Below are 17,241 nucleotides of genomic sequence, written 5' to 3'. Positions count from 1 at the left end.
GACCTCTGTCCTGTGAGGCTCTCGTGCTCGACTCCCGCCGCCCCTCCGACGGGCGTGCGCCCGCCGTTCCCACCGCCTCCCCCGCCGCCTCTTCCGCCGCCGGGCGGGCGGCACCGGGCCGCTTCGCGCGGCTGGCCGGCCTGTGCGGTCCCGCGTTCGTCGTCTCCGTGGCGTACGTCGATCCCGGCAACTTCGCGACCAACATGGCGGGCGGCGCGCAGTACGGCACCATGCTGCTGTGGGTGATCGCCGTCGCGAACGTGCTGGCCATGTTCGTGCAGGCGCTGTCGGCCAAGCTCGGCATCGCCACCGGGCGCAACCTCCCCGAGCTGTGCCGCGACCACCTGCCGCGGCGGGTGAGCCTGCCGCTGTGGGTGCAGGCCGAGCTGGTCGCCGCCGCCACCGACCTGGCCGAGTTCATCGGCGGGGCGATCGCGCTGAACCTGCTGTTCGGCGTGCCGCTGCTGCCCGCCGCCGCCATCACGGCCGTCGTCTCGTCGATCCTGCTCATGCTCGCGCCGCGCGGACGCCGCCGGTTCGAGGCGACCGTCGCGGCGCTGCTCGCCGTGGTCCTGGCCGGCTTCGCCTACCAGGTGCTGCTGTCGGGGTCCCTCGCGGGCGTGGCGGGCGGCTTCGTGCCCCGCCTGGCCGGGCCGGACAGCCTGCTGCTGGCCACCGGGATCATCGGGGCGACGGTCATGCCCCACGTCGTCTACCTGCACTCGGCCCTCACCCAGCACCAAGCCGTGCCGGGCGGGGCCGGGGAGAACGTGCGCAGGGAGGCGGTGCGGGCCAGCCGGATGGACATCGGCGTGGCCCTCGGCGCCGCCGGGCTGGTGAACATGGCGATGCTGACCGTGGCCGCCGCCACCTTCGGCGGCGGCGATCCCGGGAGCCTGCAGGCCATCCACGCCGGTCTCGGGCAGGTGCTCGGGCCCGGGGCTGCGGTCGCGTTCGCGCTCGCCCTGCTCGCCTCCGGGCTGGCCTCCTCCAGCGTGGGCACCTACGCCGGGCAGATCATCATGGCGGGGTTCCTGCGCCGCCGCGTGCCGCTCCTGGCGCGGCGCCTGGTCACGATCCTCCCGGCCATGGCCGTCCTGGCCGCCGGGGTGGACCCCACGCGGGCGCTCGTCCTGAGCCAGGTGGCGCTGTCCTTCGGCATCCCCTTCGCCCTGGTCCCGCTCGTGGCGTTCACCAGCAGCAGGAAACTGATGGGCGACCTCGTCAACCGCCGTGTCACCACCGTCGCCGGCGTCGCCGTCGCCGCCGTCATCAGCGCGCTGAACGGTTTCCTGCTCATGGAGGTGTTCACCGGCTGAGGCGGCCTCCCGTCACAGCAGCGCGGCGAACCGGGCCGCGACGAGGTCCCAGCGCCACTCCTCCTCGATCCAGGCCCGGCCCCGCTCGCCCATCGCGCGGGCGCGGGCCGGGTCGGTCAGCAGGTCGCACAGCGCGTCGGCCACCGCCGTGTGCGACGTGCCGTCGACCACCAGGCCCGTCTCGCCGTGCCGTACGGCGTCGGGGGCGCCTCCGGACGACCCGGCGACCACCGGCAGCCCGGTGGCCGACGCCTCCAGGTAGACGATGCCGAGGCCCTCGACGTCCAGGCCCGCGAACCTGCTGCGGCAGGGCATGGCGAACACGTCGCCCGCGTCGTAGTAGGCCGGCAGGGACGCCCAGGGGACGGACCCGGTGACGACCACCGAGCCGCGCAGGCCGGCCCGGGCGGCGCCGCGCTCCAGCGACCGCCGTGAGGGGCCGCCGCCCACCAGCAGCAGGACCGCGCCGGGGACCCGACGCAGGACGAGCGGCCAGGCCCGCAGCAGCACGTCCTGGCCCTTGCGCGGCACCAGCCGCGAGACGCACACGGCGACCGGCCGGTCGCCGAGGCCGAGCGAGGCCCGCACCCGGTCGCCGCCCGCCCCGGGACGGAAGGCGGCGGTGTCCACGCCCGGCGCGAGCCGTACGAGCCGGGAGTCGGGGACGGCCCGGGCGATCCGGCGGCGGGTGTAGTCGCCGAGGTAGGTCACGACGTCGGCTCCCGCACCGATGCGGCGCAGCAGGGCGCGCGCGCCGGGCAGGCGGGCCCAGGACGCCTCGTGCCCGTGGGTGAGCATGACGACCCGGCCCGCGCCCGCGGCGCGCAGGGCGGGGGCGAGCAGCCCCAGCGGCGCCGCCGCGCCGAACACGACGGTGGCGCCGTCCTCGACCAGCGCCGCCGCCCTCCTCGCCACCGAGCGCGTCGGCAGCATCAGCGAGGAGGGGTGGCGGACCACCTCGTACGGCTGGCGGGCGTCGAAGTCCTCGCACCCCTTCCAGCGCGGGGCGTACACGACCACCGAGCCGGGCGGCCTGCGTGAGGCGAGGCCGTGCACGAACGCCTGGATGCCGCCCGGTCTGGGCGGGAAGTCGTTCGTGACGATCAGCGTCCGCTTCGTCATCCTCACCCCCGGCGTGCCACGCGCGGTCCGCCCGCGCCGCCCGAGAAGGCATTGTCGCAGCCGCGGCGGTCCCTCCGCGGAAACCCGATCAGGACCGGGCGAGCTGCCCGCGCGCGTACGCCCGCCATTCGAGGGTCAGGCGGCCGGGGGTCAGCCCGAGCACCTCCCGCAGGGCGGCGCCGATCTCCTCGCGCCGCGCGGCGCGGTAGAGGGCGACCAGCCTCCGCTCGCCGAACCGGGCGGCGATGTAGCGGCAGGCCAGCCACGCCTCCTCGTACGCCTGGGCGGGCCTGGCGGCGAAGTCGCCGGGCCCCGGCAGCTCCCGCAGCGCCGGCCTGCCGGCGGCCACGTCGGCGGCCAGCTCGGCGGCCACCGTGCGGACCGGCAGTCCGCTGTCCAGGTAGCCCACGTAGTCGGCGAAGCCCTCCATGAGCCACATCGGGACGGCGCGGGGGCCGGCGGTCGCGACGTGCGTCAGCTCATGGGTCACGACGACCAGGCGGCCGGTCGCGGACAGGCGGGCGAACGCGGCCGGCTGCACGATCACCCGGCCGCCGGTGGCGACGGCCGCCAGGCCCTCCACCTTCGCCGGCGCGGCCAGCACGGCGGTCTGTTCCTCGCCCCGGGGCACGAGGACCACCGCGCCGCCGTACCCGCCCCAGATCCTCCGCACCGTACGGTCCGCACGATCGGCCAGCTCGGCGATCTCGGCGACCAGCGGCCGGGGCGACCCGACGACGACAGCGCGCGCGCCGCGGGCGACGGAGGCGCCGGTCCACATGCCCGGATGCTCCCGCACGGCGGCGCGGGCGTCGAGCCGCAGGGCGAGCAGTGGATCGGGCGCGGCCGCGGCCTCCGGCCCGGCCAGCAGCGCGGCCAGCGCGACGGCCACGGCCGCGGCACGGCGGGGACGGACTCCGTGGGACGGATTCGCGGGCCGGCGCCGGTCGGCCTCGGCGCGCACGCCCGGCACGCCCCCGGGCACGCCGCTCGTGACAGTCACGCCGTGCATGGTAGCCAGCGCATGCCACGGCCCCGTCCACCTCGGCGAGGTGGACGGGGCCGCAAGGACGGCACCGGTCGAGGGGGCTTGGTGACCGGCGCCCTCAGACGCCCGGACGGACGGCACCCACGAAGGTGCTCCTCCGGTAGGCGTCCAGCTTGTCGATCCGCACCCGCGTGCCGCTGTGCGGAGCGTGGACCATCTTGCCGTGCCCGACGTACATGCCGACGTGGCCGCCGCCGCTGGTGAAGATCAGGTCACCGGGCTTGAAGTGCCCCCAGGACACCTTCTTCCTGACCGCGCCCCGGATGGACCACGTCGTGCGCGGCAGCCGTACGCCCGCCTTGCGCCAGGCGTACTGGACCAGGCCCGAGCAGTCGAACGCGCCCGGTCCGGTGGCCCCGTAGCGATAGGGGTCGCCGATCTGCTTCCTGGCGGTCTGCACCGCGCGCAGGGCTTTGGCCCGCTGGAGCGCGCTTCTGCTGACCTTCCGTTTGGCGGCGGACTTCTTCTTCGTCGCCTGCTTCTTCGCCGCGGCCTGGCGGGCGGTGGTGTTCGCACCGGTCGCCGTGGCCGTCTTCGGGGCCGTCTTCGTCTCGGGGGCTGTCTTGACGACCGTGACCGTCACCGTGTCGGCCGCCGCCGGATGCGCACCGGCGACCCCTACGGATGCCGTCAGAGCGGCACTTCCAAGGGCAATTCGGGCAATACGGGACAGGCTAGCGGGGGTGGTAGACAGGATCTCTCCTCGGCTCTTCCGCAAACGCCTACCGGGTTAGCTGACGGGTTCGGGCTGGGAAGCCGCCCTACGGCGCGCGATGCGCCGATTCACCCCGGACCTTCGCGTGAAGGTCGATGGTTCCCCGGCTCCGTGCCTCCTGACTGCACGGACTCGGCAGGCCACCGGCGCCGGGGATCCCGCGAGGGGGGTGTTGGGGGCGCCGATGACGGTGGAATTGTTTCGCTACCGGCCGGCCGGACCGGTTCGCGGCGGCGAGGCGTGCTCGCCGCGGCCCAGAAGCTACCCAGGACCCGGCGTGTTCGGCAAAGCCCCGCCGCCGGATAAAGATCGGATAACGAAGGCCGCGGAGAAGAAACCGCAGCTTACCCGCAGCACGGTTGGCTAAATGTGACTCTACTCACAGTCCCGCCACAGACGCTCAATTCGGTCACTTGAGCCACAGCCTCACAGCACGGCGAGACGTCAGGGACGGACGGCGCCGATGGCGCGATACTCGGCGAGTGTGACAACTTTCACAACATCTCCGGTCTGCGGAGCGTGGACGACCTTGCCGTCGCCGGCGTAGATGCCGACGTGCCCGTACCCGGCGTGCCAGAGCAGATCGCCCGGCTGGAGCTCGTCCAGCGAGACCCTGCGGCTCGCACCCCAGGCCCACTGCTCGTAGCTCGTCCGGGGCAGGGTCACTCCCGCGGCCGACCAGGCGGCCTGCACGAGACCCGAGCAGTCCCAGGAGTCCGGCCCGGTGCCTCCGTAGCGGTACGGCTTGCCGACCTGCTTGTAGGCGAACTGGAGCGCCGCCAGCGCGTTGCCCGACGCCGGCCCGGTGTAGACGATGCCGGCGCTGTTCGGGTTGCCCGGGTTGTACGTCCCGAGCGAGCGCAGCAGCTTCATCTGCTCCCTGACGAGCTTGTCGACCTTCTCCTTCTCGTCGGCGAGCTCGCTCCTGACGTCGGCGGCCTCGTCGTAGGACGCCTTGCTCTGGTCACGGCGGTCCTTGAGGCCCTGGATGGCGCTCTCGTACTCCCGGAGCCGCCCGGCGCGCTCGGCCGAGATGTGGTTGAACGTGGCGAGGCCGCTGAGCATGGAGTCGGGGTTCGAGCTGTAGAAGACGCCGCCCCACGAGCCCATCTCGCCGATTTGGTAGCTGTTGACGGCCATCGTGACCAGCCCGGAGCGGAGCTCCTCCACCCGGACGTTGTGCTTCTTGTAGTCCTCGTTGACGGCGAGGTACTTCCGCCTCGCCTTCTTCCACTTCTCGTTGGCCGCGTTGTAGCGGTCCACGAGCTTGTCGGCCTGCTCGTTGAGCTTGTTCAGCTTCGCCTTGGCCTGCGCGACAGTGGGCTTCGGATCCGCCTGCGCGCCCGTCACCGGCATCAGCAGGACCACGGCGGCCAAACCGGCGGCCACCGGCACACGCCCTCGCACTGAGGCCCCCTTTAGATCTACGAAACCTGCGCGCGACTCTATCCAGGCGATCATGAAGCTTCAACCTGGTCGCAGGTATTCGCCGCGGTCATGACACAGGGCGACCAGGCGCGTCCGGAGCGTGCGTACGGGCGCTCAACCGCGGCCGAGCCGGCGCAGCAGCAGGAGCGAGGGCACCGGGCGCGCGCCCATGCGGCGCACCGACTCGGCCACTTCCCGGTCGGAGGAGACGACCGCGATCGCCCGCCCCGAGGGCTCCGCCCGCACCAGCGTGCGGATGAGGTCGTCGGCGATCTCCCCGGGCGCGCTGAACATCACCCGGACCCCGCGCGGCGCGGACACCTGGACGGGCCCGTTGAGCTCGGCGCCGTCGAAGACGCACGTCACCTCCGCCCGCGTCTGGACGGCGAGCCCGCCGAGCCCGGTGAGCAGCCGGGCCCGCTGGTCGGCGAGGGTCAGCGAGGGGTAGCCGGTCTTGGTCACGTTATAACCGTCGACGATCAGGTGCAGGTGAGGGAGGGCCAGGAGCTGATCGAGCAGCTGGGGGTCGTCGTTGGCCAGCGCCCGCGCGGGCACGGCCGTCACGCCCGGCTCGCCCGGCACGACGGCGGTCACGTAGTCGGCCGGCCTGCTGATCGTGGTGGGCAGGCCGAGCTCCTTGCGCAGCCCCGCGGCGGTGTCCTGCAGCGCGTCCAGCAGCACCCGGACCCGGGCGTCCTCGATGCTGCGGCCCTCGCGGGCGGCCCTGCGGCTCGCCTCCAGCTGGCGCTCGGCGTCCGCCAGGCGTTCCTTGAGCCGGCGCAGCTCGGTCTCGGCCGCGCCGTTGGCGCTCGCGACCCTGGCCCGCGCCTCGGCCGTCTCCGCCTCCAGCTCGGCCGCCCTGGTCTCGGCGGCCCTGACCCGCTCACGGGCCTCGTGCAGCTTGCGCCGCAGGTCGGAGTTCTCCGCGCGGGCCGCCTTGAGCTGCTCGCGCACCCGGTCGATCTCCTCCTTGGCGGAGGCTCGCTGCGCCGCGAGCTGCTCGCGCAGCCGCGTCTCCGCCTGCTCCCGCTGGCTGCCCGCCGCGGCGGCCTGCTCCAGGTCGGCCCGCGCCTGCTCGACCAGGTCCGGCCAGCCGGGCGGACGGGTCAGGTAGGCCGCCGCCGCGACCAGCACCGGCTCGGCCGCGGGGGGCACCGTACCCTCGGCCAGGCTCGCCACCAGCTCGGGCCAGGCCGCCTCCAGCGTCTCGGCCACCCGCTCGCGGAACTCCTTGTCGTTCTCCAGTTGGGCCGCGATGGGCGCGCTGCCCAGACGGGCGCGCTTGCGTGGGTCGAACTTGGCGATGTTGCGCAACGGCGGCGGCACGGCGGCGGCGGGCATCGAGCCCAGCACCTGCGCCGCGACCTCCACCACATGTAAGCGGACCTGCTCGGGCAACGGACGAGACAGGCCTTCTCCGGCTGAACTCATCTCGTCGCTCCTCGGCCGTGTCCTACAGATCTTCTGCTCACTGCGGTCGCCCCGGCGGCGCCTCGCGGTGCTGTCGCCCCCGAGTGCGAGAACGCCCCCCGATGCCCGCCGCCGCGAGACGTGAGCCTCGCGGCGCGCCCACCGGGCCGCCCTCACACGGCAAGATCTGCGAGACACTCCCTTGTTCTTGTCCCTTCCAAGGGTACGGCCGTCGCACCGTGTCCATGCCGCGTTCATGATCTGTCACCGGGCCGCCGGCGGTGCGGCCCGGCGCGGACGACCCGTCGGCGGGCGCCCGGCACCCGTCCGTACGCTTGGCGGCGTGTTCACCCCGCCGTACCCGATCACGACCCCCCGGCTGGTCCTGCGCCCCTTCGCCGAGGCCGACCTCGACGACCTGCACGCCTTCCACTCCCTGCCGGAGGTGACCAGATACCTGTACTGGGACGCCCGTACGCGGGAGGAGACGAAGGCCGCGCTCGACCGGAAGATCGCGTGCGCGTCGCTCGGGGAGGACGGCGACGTGCTCAGCGTGGCCGCCGCACTGGCCGGCGGAGGGCCGGTGATCGGCGATCTCACGCTGTTCCTGCGCAGCCGGGAGCACCGCCAGGGTGAGATCGGCTTCGTCTTCAATCCGGCCTGCCAGGGCCGCGGGCTGGCCACCGAGGCGGCCCGCGAGATCCTGCGCATCGGGTTCGAGGGTCTCGGGCTGCACCGCGTCCACGGCAACTGCGACGCGCGCAACACCGCCTCCGCCCGCCTGATGGAGCGGCTCGGCATGCGCAAGGAGGCCCACCTGGTGGAGAACGAGTTCTTCGCCGGCGCGTGGAGCGACGAGCTGATCTACGCGATGCTGGCCCGCGAATGGCACGCCGGGGCGGCGTCCGCGTAGCTCCCCACCTGGCCGTTCCTTTACCGTCGCATGGGGCCGGTACGGCAATTGTCGGTCGGCGTCTCTATGGTCTTGGGCGTGGATGCGGTACAGGGCACGCTGGACGAGCTCGGCACTCCCCTGCGGGAGGTGACGTTCGTCGTCTTCGACCTTGAGACCACCGGCGGCTCGGCCGCGGAACACGCCATCACCGAGATCGGCGCGGTGAAGGTGCGCGGCGGCGAGGTGATCGGCGAGTTCGCCACGCTGGTCGACCCGGGCGGACCGATCCCCCCGTTCATCTCCGTGCTGACCGGCATCACCGACGCGATGGTCGTGGCCGCGCCGAAGTTCTCGGAGGTGCTGCCGAGCTTCCTGGAGTTCGTCGCCGGGACGGCGCTGGTGGCGCACAACGCGCCGTTCGACATGTCGTTCCTGAAGGCGGCCTGCCAGGCCAACGGGTATCCGCCCCCGGCCAATCCGGTGGTGGACACGGCCGACCTCGCACGCCGGGTGCTGACCCGCGACGAGACCCCCAACTGCAAGCTCGCCACCCTCGCCCGAATTTTCCGCAGCTCCACCGAGCCCTGCCACCGGGCGCTGGCCGACGCGAGGGCCACGGTCGACGTGCTGCACGGCCTCATCGCGCGGGTCGGCTCGCTCGGTGTGCACACGCTGGAGGACCTGCGCGGCTTCGTGCGCGCCCCCACCCCGGAGCAGCAGCGCAAGCGCCACCTGGCCGACGGGGTGCCCGGCGCGCCGGGCGTCTACGTCTTCGAGGACGCCAGGGGCGAGGCGCTCTACATCGGGAAGAGCTCCAACCTGCGCAACCGCGTGCGCAGCTACTTCACCGCGAGCGAGACCCGTTCGCGCATCCGCGAGATGGTCGGCATCGCCGAGCGGGTCAGGACGATCGTCTGCGCCACCGCGCTGGAGGCGGAGATCCGCGAGCTGCGGATGATCGGAGCGACCAAGCCCCGCTACAACAGGCGGTCCCGCTTCCCGGAGCGGGCGGTCTGGCTCAAGCTGACCGACGAGCCGTTCCCTCGCCTCAGCGTCGTGCGGGAGGTCCGCGACGACGGGGCGGCCTATCTCGGCCCGTTCGGCAGCAGCCGCACGGCCGACGACGCGCGGACGGCCATGCACGAGGCGCTGCCGCTGCGGCAGTGCACCGAACGGATCTCGGCCCGCGTGCGACGGCCCGCCTGCGCGCTCGCCGAGATCGGCCGCTGCGGCGCGCCCTGCGAGGGCCGCGAGAGCGAGGAGAGCTACGCCCGGCACGTGCGCCGCGCCCGGCACGCCATGGAGCAGGACGCCGAGGCGGTGTTCTCCGCCATGGAGGCGCGCATGCGGCGCCTTTCGGCCGAGCAGCGATACGAGGAGGCGGCCGTCGACCGCGACCGGCTCGCGGCCTACGTCAGGACCGCCGCGCGCATGCAGCGCCTGCGCTCCCTCACGGGCATCCCGCAGATGGTCGCGGCCAGCCCCGCCTTCGACGGCGGCTGGGACATCCACGTCATCCGGTACGGCAGGCTCACCGCGGCCGGGGTGATGCCCCGGGGCGCTCATCCCACTCCCTACGTGGACGCGCTGGTCGCCACCGCGGAGACCGTCGTCCCCGGTCCCGGCCCGACACCGGCCGCGAGCGCCGAGGAGACCGAGTGCGTGCTGCGCTGGCTCGACTCCCCCGGCGTGCGCCTCGTCCAGGTGGACGGCGCCTGGAGTCTCCCCGCGTACGGCGCGGGGCGGCTGATCGAGCGCATCGAGCGCGCCTACCGGCACCAGCGGAGCGACCGCCGTGAGGGACGGCCGCTGCGGTGACGCTAGTCTCTGGGGCGACAAGCCGAAGCCGGGAACAGCAGGAGAGACGCGCATGGTCACCGCGATCGTCCACATCAAGGCGGATGTCGACCGGATCCCCGAGGTCGCCGAGGCCATCGCCGAGATCGCCGGCGTCAGCGAGGTGTACTCGATCACCGGAGAGTTCGACCTGCTGGCCATGGTCAGGGTCGGCCGGTACGAGGAGGTGGCCGAGGTCGTGCCCGGCCGCGTCAACAAGGTGCCCGGCGTGCGCCACACCGAGACGCACATCGCCTTCCGCACCTACTCCCGCCACGACCTGGAGGCGGCCTTCTCCATCGGCCTCGCCGACGCGGACTGATTTCGCGATCAGGCCGGGCGCAGCAGCCGGACGCGGACCTCGAACCCGCCGGGTAACGGGTGCGCGGCGACCGAGCCGCCGAACAACGCCGCCCGCTCCCAGGTGCTGATGAGCCGGTCGCGGGGCAGCCCGTCGTCGTGGACGACGACCTCCAGGACGGCGGGCAGCCACCGCAGCGTGACGGTCGCCGTGCGGGCCATGCCGTACCACAGGGCGTTGCCCAGCGCCTCCTCCACGATGCGGTAGGCCGACAACTCCAGAGTGGGGCCGCTGCCCCGGATGCCGGCCTCCTTGAGGGAGACGGCGAGCCCGCTCGCGCGGAAGTCGTCGAGCAGGCCGGGCAGGTCCCCCAGGCCCGGCTGGGGGCCGCGCCGCTGCCCGTCCATACGCAGCAGGCCCATCATCCGGCGCAGATCGGACAGGACCCGCCGGCCCGACTCCTCGGCCTCGCGGAAAGTCTGCCGCGCACGTTCCGGGTCCTTGTCCATGATCACGCGGCCCGCTCCCACGCCGAGCGTCATCACACTCAGGTCGTGCGCCACCAGGTCGTGCAACTCCGAGGCGATCCGCAGGCGCTCCCGGACGAGGACGTCGTCCTCGTCGGCGTCGTCATAGGCACGCCTGGGGCGCCCGCCCGGGGCGCCCGCCGCCGGGAACGGCCGGCCGCCCCTGCCGCGGTCCGGTCCCGGGGAGACGACCGCGCCAGAGCGGGAACCGGCGTGGGGCACACCGCGGAGACCGGCGGCGAACAGGGCCATCCCGGCACGGGCGAACGCGGCCCAGCGGTGGATGACGCGAAGGGCGGACAGGCGCATCATGGCGGGAACGGTACGGCTCGGGCCGAACCCGGCACGTCCCCATGAAGGAGGACGCCTGATCCCTCCAGCGGTGGAGGCGAACCGGACCGGGAAGACGATCAGGCCTTACCGCCGAGCGCACGGCTGATCTCGACCCAGCGCTCCAGCGTCTGCGCCGCCCTGCCCGAGTCGACCGCCTCGGCCGCGCGGGCGTACGCCGCGCGCAGGTCGCCGACCAGGTCGTCGCCCGGGCCGTCGTAGGCGACCAGCCCGGCCGCCGCGTTCAGCAGCACCGCGTCGCGCACCGGCCCGGTCTTGCCGCCCAGCAGGTCGCGGACCGCCGCCGCGTTGAACTCGACGTCGCCGCCGCGCAGGTCGCCCGGCTGGGACCGGGGGATGCCGAAGTCGGCCGGGTCGACCGTCGTCTGGGTGGCGGTGCCGTCCCGGACGACGAAGACCGCCGACGGAGCCGCGGTGGACAGCTCGTCCAGGCCGTCGTCGCCCCGGAAGACGAGCGCCGACACGCCGCGCTCGGCGAAGACGCCGGCCATGACCGGCAGCATGCGCGCGTCGAACACGCCGATGGCCTGGGCGGCGGGGCGCGCCGGGTTGGCCAGCGGCCCGACGAAGTTGAACACCGTCGGCACGCCGATCTCCTTGCGCGGCGGGCCGGTGAACCGCAGCGCGGGGTGGTAGACGGGCGCGAAGCAGAAGGCGATGCCCGCCTCCACCGCGACCCTGGCCGTGGCCTCCGGCGCGAGGTCGAGGGCGACGCCGAGGTGCTCCAGCACGTCGGCCGCGCCGCACAGCGAGGAGGCCGCCCGGTTGCCGTGCTTGACGACCCGCGCCCCGGCCGCCGCCGCGACGATAGCGGCCATCGTCGAGACGTTGACGGTGTGCGCCCGGTCGCCGCCGGTGCCGACGATGTCGAGCACCGGCCCCTCCACCGTGAGCGGGGTGGCGCGCTCGAACATGGTGCGGACGAGGCCCGTCACCTCGGCGACGGTCTCGCCCTTGGCCCGCAGGGCGACGGCGAAGGCGGCGATCTGCGCCGGGGTCGCCGCCCCCGACATGATCTCCCCCATTACCCAGGCCGTCTCGTCGGCCGTCAGGTTCTCCCCCGCGAGCAGGGCGTTCAGCGTCGAGGGCCAGGTGGTGCGCGTGTCCATGGTGGGCTCCGCGGGGTCGATGTGCGGTCGGGTCGGCGGATGGTGTGGCGCGGTGTGCGCCCGGGCGGTTCGGACGCCCCGTTCGTTGGTGGCCCCGGTGACGTGCGGGCCGGAGCGCGGCTGACCGGGTCCGGTCACCAGGGTCCGGTCACCAGGGTCCCGGGTACCGGGGTCCGGTGAGCCGGCGTCCGGTGGGCCCGCCCGAGACGGGCGCCGGCACCGCTGTGGGTTCCGGTACCGCTGTGGGTTCCGGCACCGCTGTGCGCGCAGGGCCGGGCGCGGCGCCGGAACCCGGCGCACGCCCGGTGCCATGGCGCCCGGCGAGTGCCCGGTACCGGTGCGCCCGATTCCAGTGCGCCCGGTCCCAGTGCGCCCGGTCCCAGTGCGCCCGGTCCCAGTGCGCCCGGTCCCAGTGCGCCCGGTCCCAGTGCGCCCGGTCTCAGTGCGCCTGGGTGAGGCTGAGGCGGCGCCGCATGAGGTCGGCCACGGCCTCGGCGAGGACGACGGGGTCGATGGGCTGCGCGACGACGGCGTCGGCGCGGGACCAGTTGGCCAGCCAGCGGTCATCCCTGCGGGCGATGAGCAGCAGGATCGGGGGGCAGTTGTGCACCTCGTCCTTGGCCTGCCGGCTGACCCCCATTCCGCCGGCCGGCTGCGCTTCGCCGTCGAGGACGGCGACGTCGATGTCACCGGAGTCGAGATGCTTGATCACGGCCGGCTGGGTCGCGCACTCGACGATCTCGACGAGGGGCACGTCCGCGGCGGGGCGCCGCCCGATGGCCAGCCGCACCTTCTCCCGGGTGCCTGCATCGTCGCTGTAGACGAGAACCCTCATTTCACGCTCACTGTCGAATCGCGGGGTATGGTCATCGTGATGCTACCGGCGTGGCTGCAGGACTCGCAGCCCCGGGGCGATTGCCGTGACATGCCCGTTTCGTGAGCGCGGGTGGACCCTAGCGGGGGGTCGTGGGGCGACCCGACCTGGGGAGCCGCAATAATGCTGGGCGTGGCGACAGCATCCGCAATTACTACGACGACGAGACCGCACGGGTCCAGCCGGCCGAACCTGGTTCAGGTCGGCACCATCGTGTGGTTGTCCTCTGAGCTCATGTTCTTCGCGGCGCTGTTCGCGATGTACTTCACCATCCGGTCGGTCAGCCTCGGACAGGGCACGCACTGGCCCGAGGCGCACCTCGAAGTCCCGTTCGCGACCTTCAACACGACCGTTCTGGTCCTGTCGAGTGTCACGTGCCAGCTGGGCGTGTGGGCTGTGGAGCGAGGCCAGGTCAAGAAGCTGCGATTCTGGTATGTCGTAAGCTTCCTGATGGGCGCCTTCTTCGTGGGCGGACAGCTTTACGAGTACGGGAACCTGGCGCGTGAGGGCCACGTCCTCTCGCACTCCCCGTACGACTCGGTGTTCTACCTGACCACGGGCTTCCATGGCTTGCACGTGACGGGTGGTCTGATCGCGTTCCTGTTCATCCTGGGACGCACGTACGCCGCGAAGCGCTTGACGTATGAGCAGCAGACCAGCGCGATCGTCGTGTCCTACTACTGGCACTTCGTCGACGTGGTCTGGATCGGCCTTTTCGCGACCATCTACATCATCAAATGATCGGAACGGGGATTTCGGTGAACTCCATCACCGCCCGACGGCGCCATCCCCTCGCGCGTGTCGCCGTCGTGGCACTCGCGCTGGGCCTGCTCGGCGGCGGCTACGCGCTCGCGGCGCCGAACGGCAGCACCGCGGACGCCGCGATCGCGTCCGGCAAGGCCGACGACGTGGCGCAGGGCAAGAGCCTGTTCGTGGCGCACTGCGCGAGCTGCCACGGCATGAACGCCGAGGGCACCAAGAAGGCTCCGACGCTCATCGGCGTCGGGGCGGCCGCCGTGGACTTCCAGGTGAGCAGCGGCCGCATGCCGGCCGCCGACGCGGGTCCCCAGGCTCCGCGCAAGCCGCGCCCCGAGTGGGCCACCGACGAGGCCGTCAACCAGCTCGCGGCGTACGTCCAGTCGCTGGGCGGCGGTCCGACGGTCCCCAGCGCCGAGCAGGTCGACCCGGCCAAGGGCGACCCGGCCAAGGGCGGCGAGCTCTTCCGCGCCAACTGCATCCAGTGCCACAACTTCGTGGGCGCCGGCGGCGCGCTGACCTACGGCAAGTACGCGCCGTCGCTGAACCCGGCGACGCCGACGCAGATCTACGAGGCGATGGCCACCGGCCCGCAGGCGATGCCGGTGTTCAACGACTCCACGATCACGCCGGAGCAGAAGCGTGACATGATCGCCTACATCACCCACGTGCGGTCGCAGGTCGACCCCGGCGGCTCGGGTCTGGGCCGTATCGGACCCGTCACCGAGGGCCTTGTAGCGTGGATCGCGGGTATCAGCCTCCTGGTCCTGGCCTCCATCTGGATCACAGCGAAGAAGCGACGGGCGGCATGACAGAGCAGAACGAGTACCCCGAGAGCGGACGGGTGCCGAGTCGCGTCATCGGCACGCCGCCCGCCGACGCGCCGATCGCCGACACCGACCCGATCCGCGCGCCCGAGGGCGTTCCCGGCGTGATCCCGCAGGACCCCGTCAAGGCCCGCAAGGCCGAGCGCCTCGTCGCGCTGCTGTTCCTGGTCGCCTTCCTGGCCGGCGCCGGGTTCGTCGCGTCGTATGTGATCTTCCAGGTCGGCACGATCGACAAGACGGCCACGTCGAACCTCGCGCTCGGCGGCACCCTGGCCCTGGCCCTGCTCTCGCTGGGCGCGGGTCTCACGGTGTGGGTGCGGCAGATCATGCCGAAGTACAACCTCATCCAGGAGCGCCACGAGATGCGCTCCGACGACGAGGCGCGCGGGTACGTCAAGGAGACCTTCCTCCAGGGCGCCGAGGAGAGCGGGTTCGTCAAGCACCGGCTGCTGCGCCGCACGCTGCTGCTGGCCGCCGCTCCGCTGGGCCTGGCCCCGCTGGTGCTGCTGAAGGACCTCGGCCCGCTCCCCGGGACCGCGCTCAGGCACACCGCCTGGGGCGAGCCCACCAAGGACGGCAAGCCGCGCCGCCTCGTCGTCGAGGGCACCGGCCAGCCGATCCGGGCGGCCGACTTCAACTCGCCGGGCGGCATCCTCTCGGTAGTCCCCGAGGGCTATGAGGAGGACCTGAACGCGCTGGCCAAGGCGACGCTGATCCTGCTCAAGTTCCGTCCGGAGGAGCTCAAGTCCGGCACGAACCTGAACTGGACCCACGACGGCATCGTCGCCTACTCCAAGATCTGCACCCACGTGGGCTGCCCCGCGGCGCTGTACGAGCAGACGACGCATCACATCCTCTGCCCGTGTCACCAGTCGACCTTCGACGCCGCGGACGGAGCGAAGGTCATCTTCGGCCCCGCCGCCCGTCCGCTGCCGCAGCTCCCCATCGGTATCGACGAGGAGGGCTACCTCGTCGCGAAGTCCGACTTCAAGGTCCCCGTCGGTCCCAGCTTCTGGGAGCGTGGCGACGCGGAAGCCGAAGTTAGGGAGAACGCATCATGAACGCTCCCCCGAAGGCCATCGCAGGCGTCTCGACCTTCGTCGACGACCGGATCGGTGCGGGGAACTTCCTCAAGCGCAACCTGAGGAAGATCTTCCCCGACCACTGGTCGTTCCTCCTGGGGGAGATCGCGCTCTACTCGTTCGTCATCCTGCTGCTGACCGGTACGTTCCTGACGTTCTGGTTCAAGCCGAGCATGAGCGAGGTCCCGTACACGGGCAGCTACGCCCCGCTGTACGGCGTGCACATGTCGGAGGCCTACGCCTCGGCGCTGCACATCAGCTTCGACGTCCGTGGCGGTCTGCTCATGCGGCAGATCCACCACTGGGCGGCGCTGCTGTTCGTGGCCGGCATGACGGTGCACATGCTCCGGATCTTCTTCACCGGTGCGTACCGCAAGCCGCGTGAGATCAACTGGATCATCGGCATCCTGCTGCTGTCGCTCGCGCTCATCGAGGGTCTCACCGGTTACTCCCTGCCCGACGACCTGCTCTCAGGCGCGGGTCTGCGGATCACCCAGGGCGTGGCCCAGTCGATCCCGATCGTGGGCACGTACGTCTCGTTCTTCCTGTTCGGGGGCGAGTATCCGGGCCACGACATCATCCCGCGGTTCTACACGCTCCACATCCTGCTGATCCCGGGCATCCTGCTCGCGCTCATCTCGGCCCACATGATCCTGATGTGGGTGCAGAAGCACACGCAGATGCCGGGCAAGAACAGGACCGAGAAGAACGTTGTCGGCGCTCCGTTCTACCCGGCGTTCATGATCAAGTCGGGCGCGTTCTTCCTCTTCACGTTCGGGGTCATCGCACTGCTCGGCGCGTTCGCCCAGATCAACCCGATCTGGCTGTTCGGGCCGTACACGCCGGCGGACATCTCGGCGGGATCGCAGCCGGACTGGTACATGGGATTCCTGGAGGGTGCGCTCCGCCTCATGCCGGCCTGGGAGATCAACTTCCTCGGCCATACGGTGACGCTGAGCGTGCTGATCCCGGCGCTCGTGCCACTGGGCATCGTCATGACGGGCCTGGCGCTGTATCCGTTCCTGGAACAGTGGGTCACGGGCGACCGCCGCGAGCACCACGTGTGCGACCGGCCGCGCAACAACCCGCACCGCACCTCGATCGGCATCGCGGGCATCACGTTCTACGGCATCCTGTGGCTGCTGGGCGCCAACGACGAGATCTCGGCGAACTTCCACATCGACCTGTACACGACGACCTGGTTCGGGCGGATCGCCGTCTTCGTCGGCCCGGCCATCGCGTACTGGATCACCTACCGGATGTGCATCGGCCTCCAGCGCAAGGACGCCGAGGTGCTGTCCCACGGGGTGGAGTCCGGTGTCATCAAGCGGCTGCCGAACGGCCAGTACATCGAGGTCCACACCCCGGCCGCGGAGGACATCGCCGAGCACATGCGCGGCAAGAAGGAGATCCCGGTTCTCACGGCCGCCGAGGACGGCGAGGGCATCCCGCCCAAGGGCGCCCGCAGCGCCCTCGGCCGGCTCCGCACCAGGATGAGCGAGGCGTACGGCACCGACCGGGTCCCGCTCACCAACGGCCACCACGAGGAGGCCCACGAGGAGGAGCACGCGGGCGTCGGCGGCGGCGACCGCAAGGAGCTCCACTGACGGACGCCTGAACGACCGGCACGAAGCGGCCCGG

The 17,241-nt window shown here is 72.3% G+C and carries 16 protein-coding genes and 1 riboswitch; of the genes, 8 read left to right on the top strand and 8 right to left on the bottom strand.

Going from position 1 to position 17,241, the window contains the following annotated elements; genetic code table 11:
• Positions 1–23: 23 nt before the first annotated feature.
• Complete coding sequence (locus ACWEQG_RS03595; protein WP_452281407.1) at positions 24–1,319, top strand: Nramp family divalent metal transporter; 1,296 nt, start codon at positions 24–26, stop codon at positions 1,317–1,319.
• A 12-nt stretch (positions 1,320–1,331) separates the two neighbouring features.
• On the opposite strand, the gene ACWEQG_RS03590 is transcribed toward ACWEQG_RS03595, so the two are convergent.
• From ACWEQG_RS03590 to ACWEQG_RS03570, 5 genes are all read right to left on the bottom strand, one after another.
• On the bottom strand, positions 1,332–2,441 hold the full coding sequence (locus ACWEQG_RS03590) for a glycosyltransferase family 4 protein (RefSeq protein ID WP_452281405.1): 1,110 nt from the start codon (positions 2,439–2,441) through the stop codon (positions 1,332–1,334).
• A gap of 88 nt (positions 2,442–2,529) precedes the next feature.
• The gene (locus ACWEQG_RS03585; RefSeq protein ID WP_452281403.1) at positions 2,530–3,444 is read right to left on the bottom strand and encodes a hypothetical protein; all 915 of its coding nucleotides are present in this window, start codon (positions 3,442–3,444) and stop codon (positions 2,530–2,532) included.
• A 103-nt stretch (positions 3,445–3,547) separates the two neighbouring features.
• Positions 3,548–4,072: a C40 family peptidase gene (locus ACWEQG_RS03580; protein ID WP_452281401.1), complete on the bottom strand. Its 525-nt coding sequence runs from the start codon at positions 4,070–4,072 to the stop codon at positions 3,548–3,550.
• Positions 4,073–4,193: 121 nt separating this feature from the next.
• Positions 4,194–4,352, bottom strand: a riboswitch (cyclic di-AMP (ydaO/yuaA leader).
• 296 nt (positions 4,353–4,648) lie between these two features.
• A complete protein-coding gene (locus ACWEQG_RS03575) occupies positions 4,649–5,611 on the bottom strand; it encodes an NlpC/P60 family protein (protein WP_452281399.1) in 963 nt (320 codons plus the stop codon).
• 135 nt (positions 5,612–5,746) lie between these two features.
• Positions 5,747–7,063 carry an NYN domain-containing protein gene (locus ACWEQG_RS03570; protein WP_452281397.1) on the bottom strand — a complete coding sequence of 439 codons (1,317 nt, stop codon included), beginning with the start codon at positions 7,061–7,063 and terminating at the stop codon, positions 5,747–5,749.
• Positions 7,064–7,385: 322 nt separating this feature from the next.
• Between ACWEQG_RS03570 and ACWEQG_RS03565 the strand changes: the two genes are divergently transcribed.
• The 3 genes from ACWEQG_RS03565 (at position 7,386) to ACWEQG_RS03555 (ending at position 10,095) form a co-directional block, all read left to right on the top strand.
• Complete coding sequence (locus tag ACWEQG_RS03565; RefSeq protein WP_452281395.1) at positions 7,386–7,955, top strand: GNAT family N-acetyltransferase; 570 nt, start codon at positions 7,386–7,388, stop codon at positions 7,953–7,955.
• Between the two features lie 78 nt (positions 7,956–8,033).
• The gene (locus ACWEQG_RS03560) at positions 8,034–9,755 is read left to right on the top strand and encodes a DEDD exonuclease domain-containing protein (protein WP_363470726.1); all 1,722 of its coding nucleotides are present in this window, start codon (positions 8,034–8,036) and stop codon (positions 9,753–9,755) included.
• Between the two features lie 52 nt (positions 9,756–9,807).
• Positions 9,808–10,095 (top strand): Lrp/AsnC family transcriptional regulator, encoded by a 288-nt coding sequence (locus tag ACWEQG_RS03555; protein ID WP_346225710.1) that lies wholly within the window; start codon positions 9,808–9,810, stop codon positions 10,093–10,095.
• Between the two features lie 8 nt (positions 10,096–10,103).
• Here ACWEQG_RS03555 and ACWEQG_RS03550 read toward each other — a convergent pair whose 3' ends face one another.
• From ACWEQG_RS03550 to ACWEQG_RS03540, 3 genes are all read right to left on the bottom strand, one after another.
• Positions 10,104–10,913 (bottom strand): sensor histidine kinase, encoded by an 810-nt coding sequence (locus ACWEQG_RS03550; protein ID WP_452281393.1) that lies wholly within the window; start codon positions 10,911–10,913, stop codon positions 10,104–10,106.
• Between the two features lie 98 nt (positions 10,914–11,011).
• Positions 11,012–12,061, bottom strand: coding sequence for an anthranilate phosphoribosyltransferase (trpD, locus tag ACWEQG_RS03545; RefSeq protein WP_363470721.1), 1,050 nt, complete (start codon positions 12,059–12,061; stop codon positions 11,012–11,014).
• Between the two features lie 439 nt (positions 12,062–12,500).
• Entirely contained in the window at positions 12,501–12,896 is a 396-nt protein-coding gene (locus tag ACWEQG_RS03540) for a response regulator transcription factor (protein ID WP_169978709.1), read from the bottom strand.
• A 162-nt stretch (positions 12,897–13,058) separates the two neighbouring features.
• Here ACWEQG_RS03540 and ctaE point away from each other — a divergent pair, with 162 nt between their 5' ends.
• Genes ctaE through qcrB form a run of 4 tightly spaced genes read left to right on the top strand, consistent with a single transcriptional unit; the run spans position 13,059 to position 17,207 of the window.
• A complete protein-coding gene (gene ctaE / locus ACWEQG_RS03535) occupies positions 13,059–13,676 on the top strand; it encodes an aa3-type cytochrome oxidase subunit III (RefSeq protein WP_169978711.1) in 618 nt (205 codons plus the stop codon).
• 17 nt (positions 13,677–13,693) lie between these two features.
• Positions 13,694–14,503 (top strand): cytochrome bc1 complex diheme cytochrome c subunit, encoded by an 810-nt coding sequence (gene qcrC / locus ACWEQG_RS03530; protein ID WP_452281391.1) that lies wholly within the window; start codon positions 13,694–13,696, stop codon positions 14,501–14,503.
• Positions 14,500–15,579: a cytochrome bc1 complex Rieske iron-sulfur subunit gene (qcrA, locus tag ACWEQG_RS03525; protein ID WP_363470716.1), complete on the top strand. Its 1,080-nt coding sequence runs from the start codon at positions 14,500–14,502 to the stop codon at positions 15,577–15,579. Before qcrC ends, qcrA begins: the two co-directional genes overlap by 4 nt.
• A complete protein-coding gene (gene qcrB / locus ACWEQG_RS03520) occupies positions 15,576–17,207 on the top strand; it encodes a cytochrome bc1 complex cytochrome b subunit (protein WP_452281389.1) in 1,632 nt (543 codons plus the stop codon). The genes qcrA and qcrB overlap by 4 nt, the downstream gene beginning before the upstream one ends.
• Positions 17,208–17,241 lie beyond the last annotated feature (34 nt).

The organism is Microbispora sp. NPDC004025, from assembly GCF_053604425.1.
Note: the sequence above shows the minus strand (reverse complement) of the source record. Positions and strands in the feature narration are given on the sequence as shown.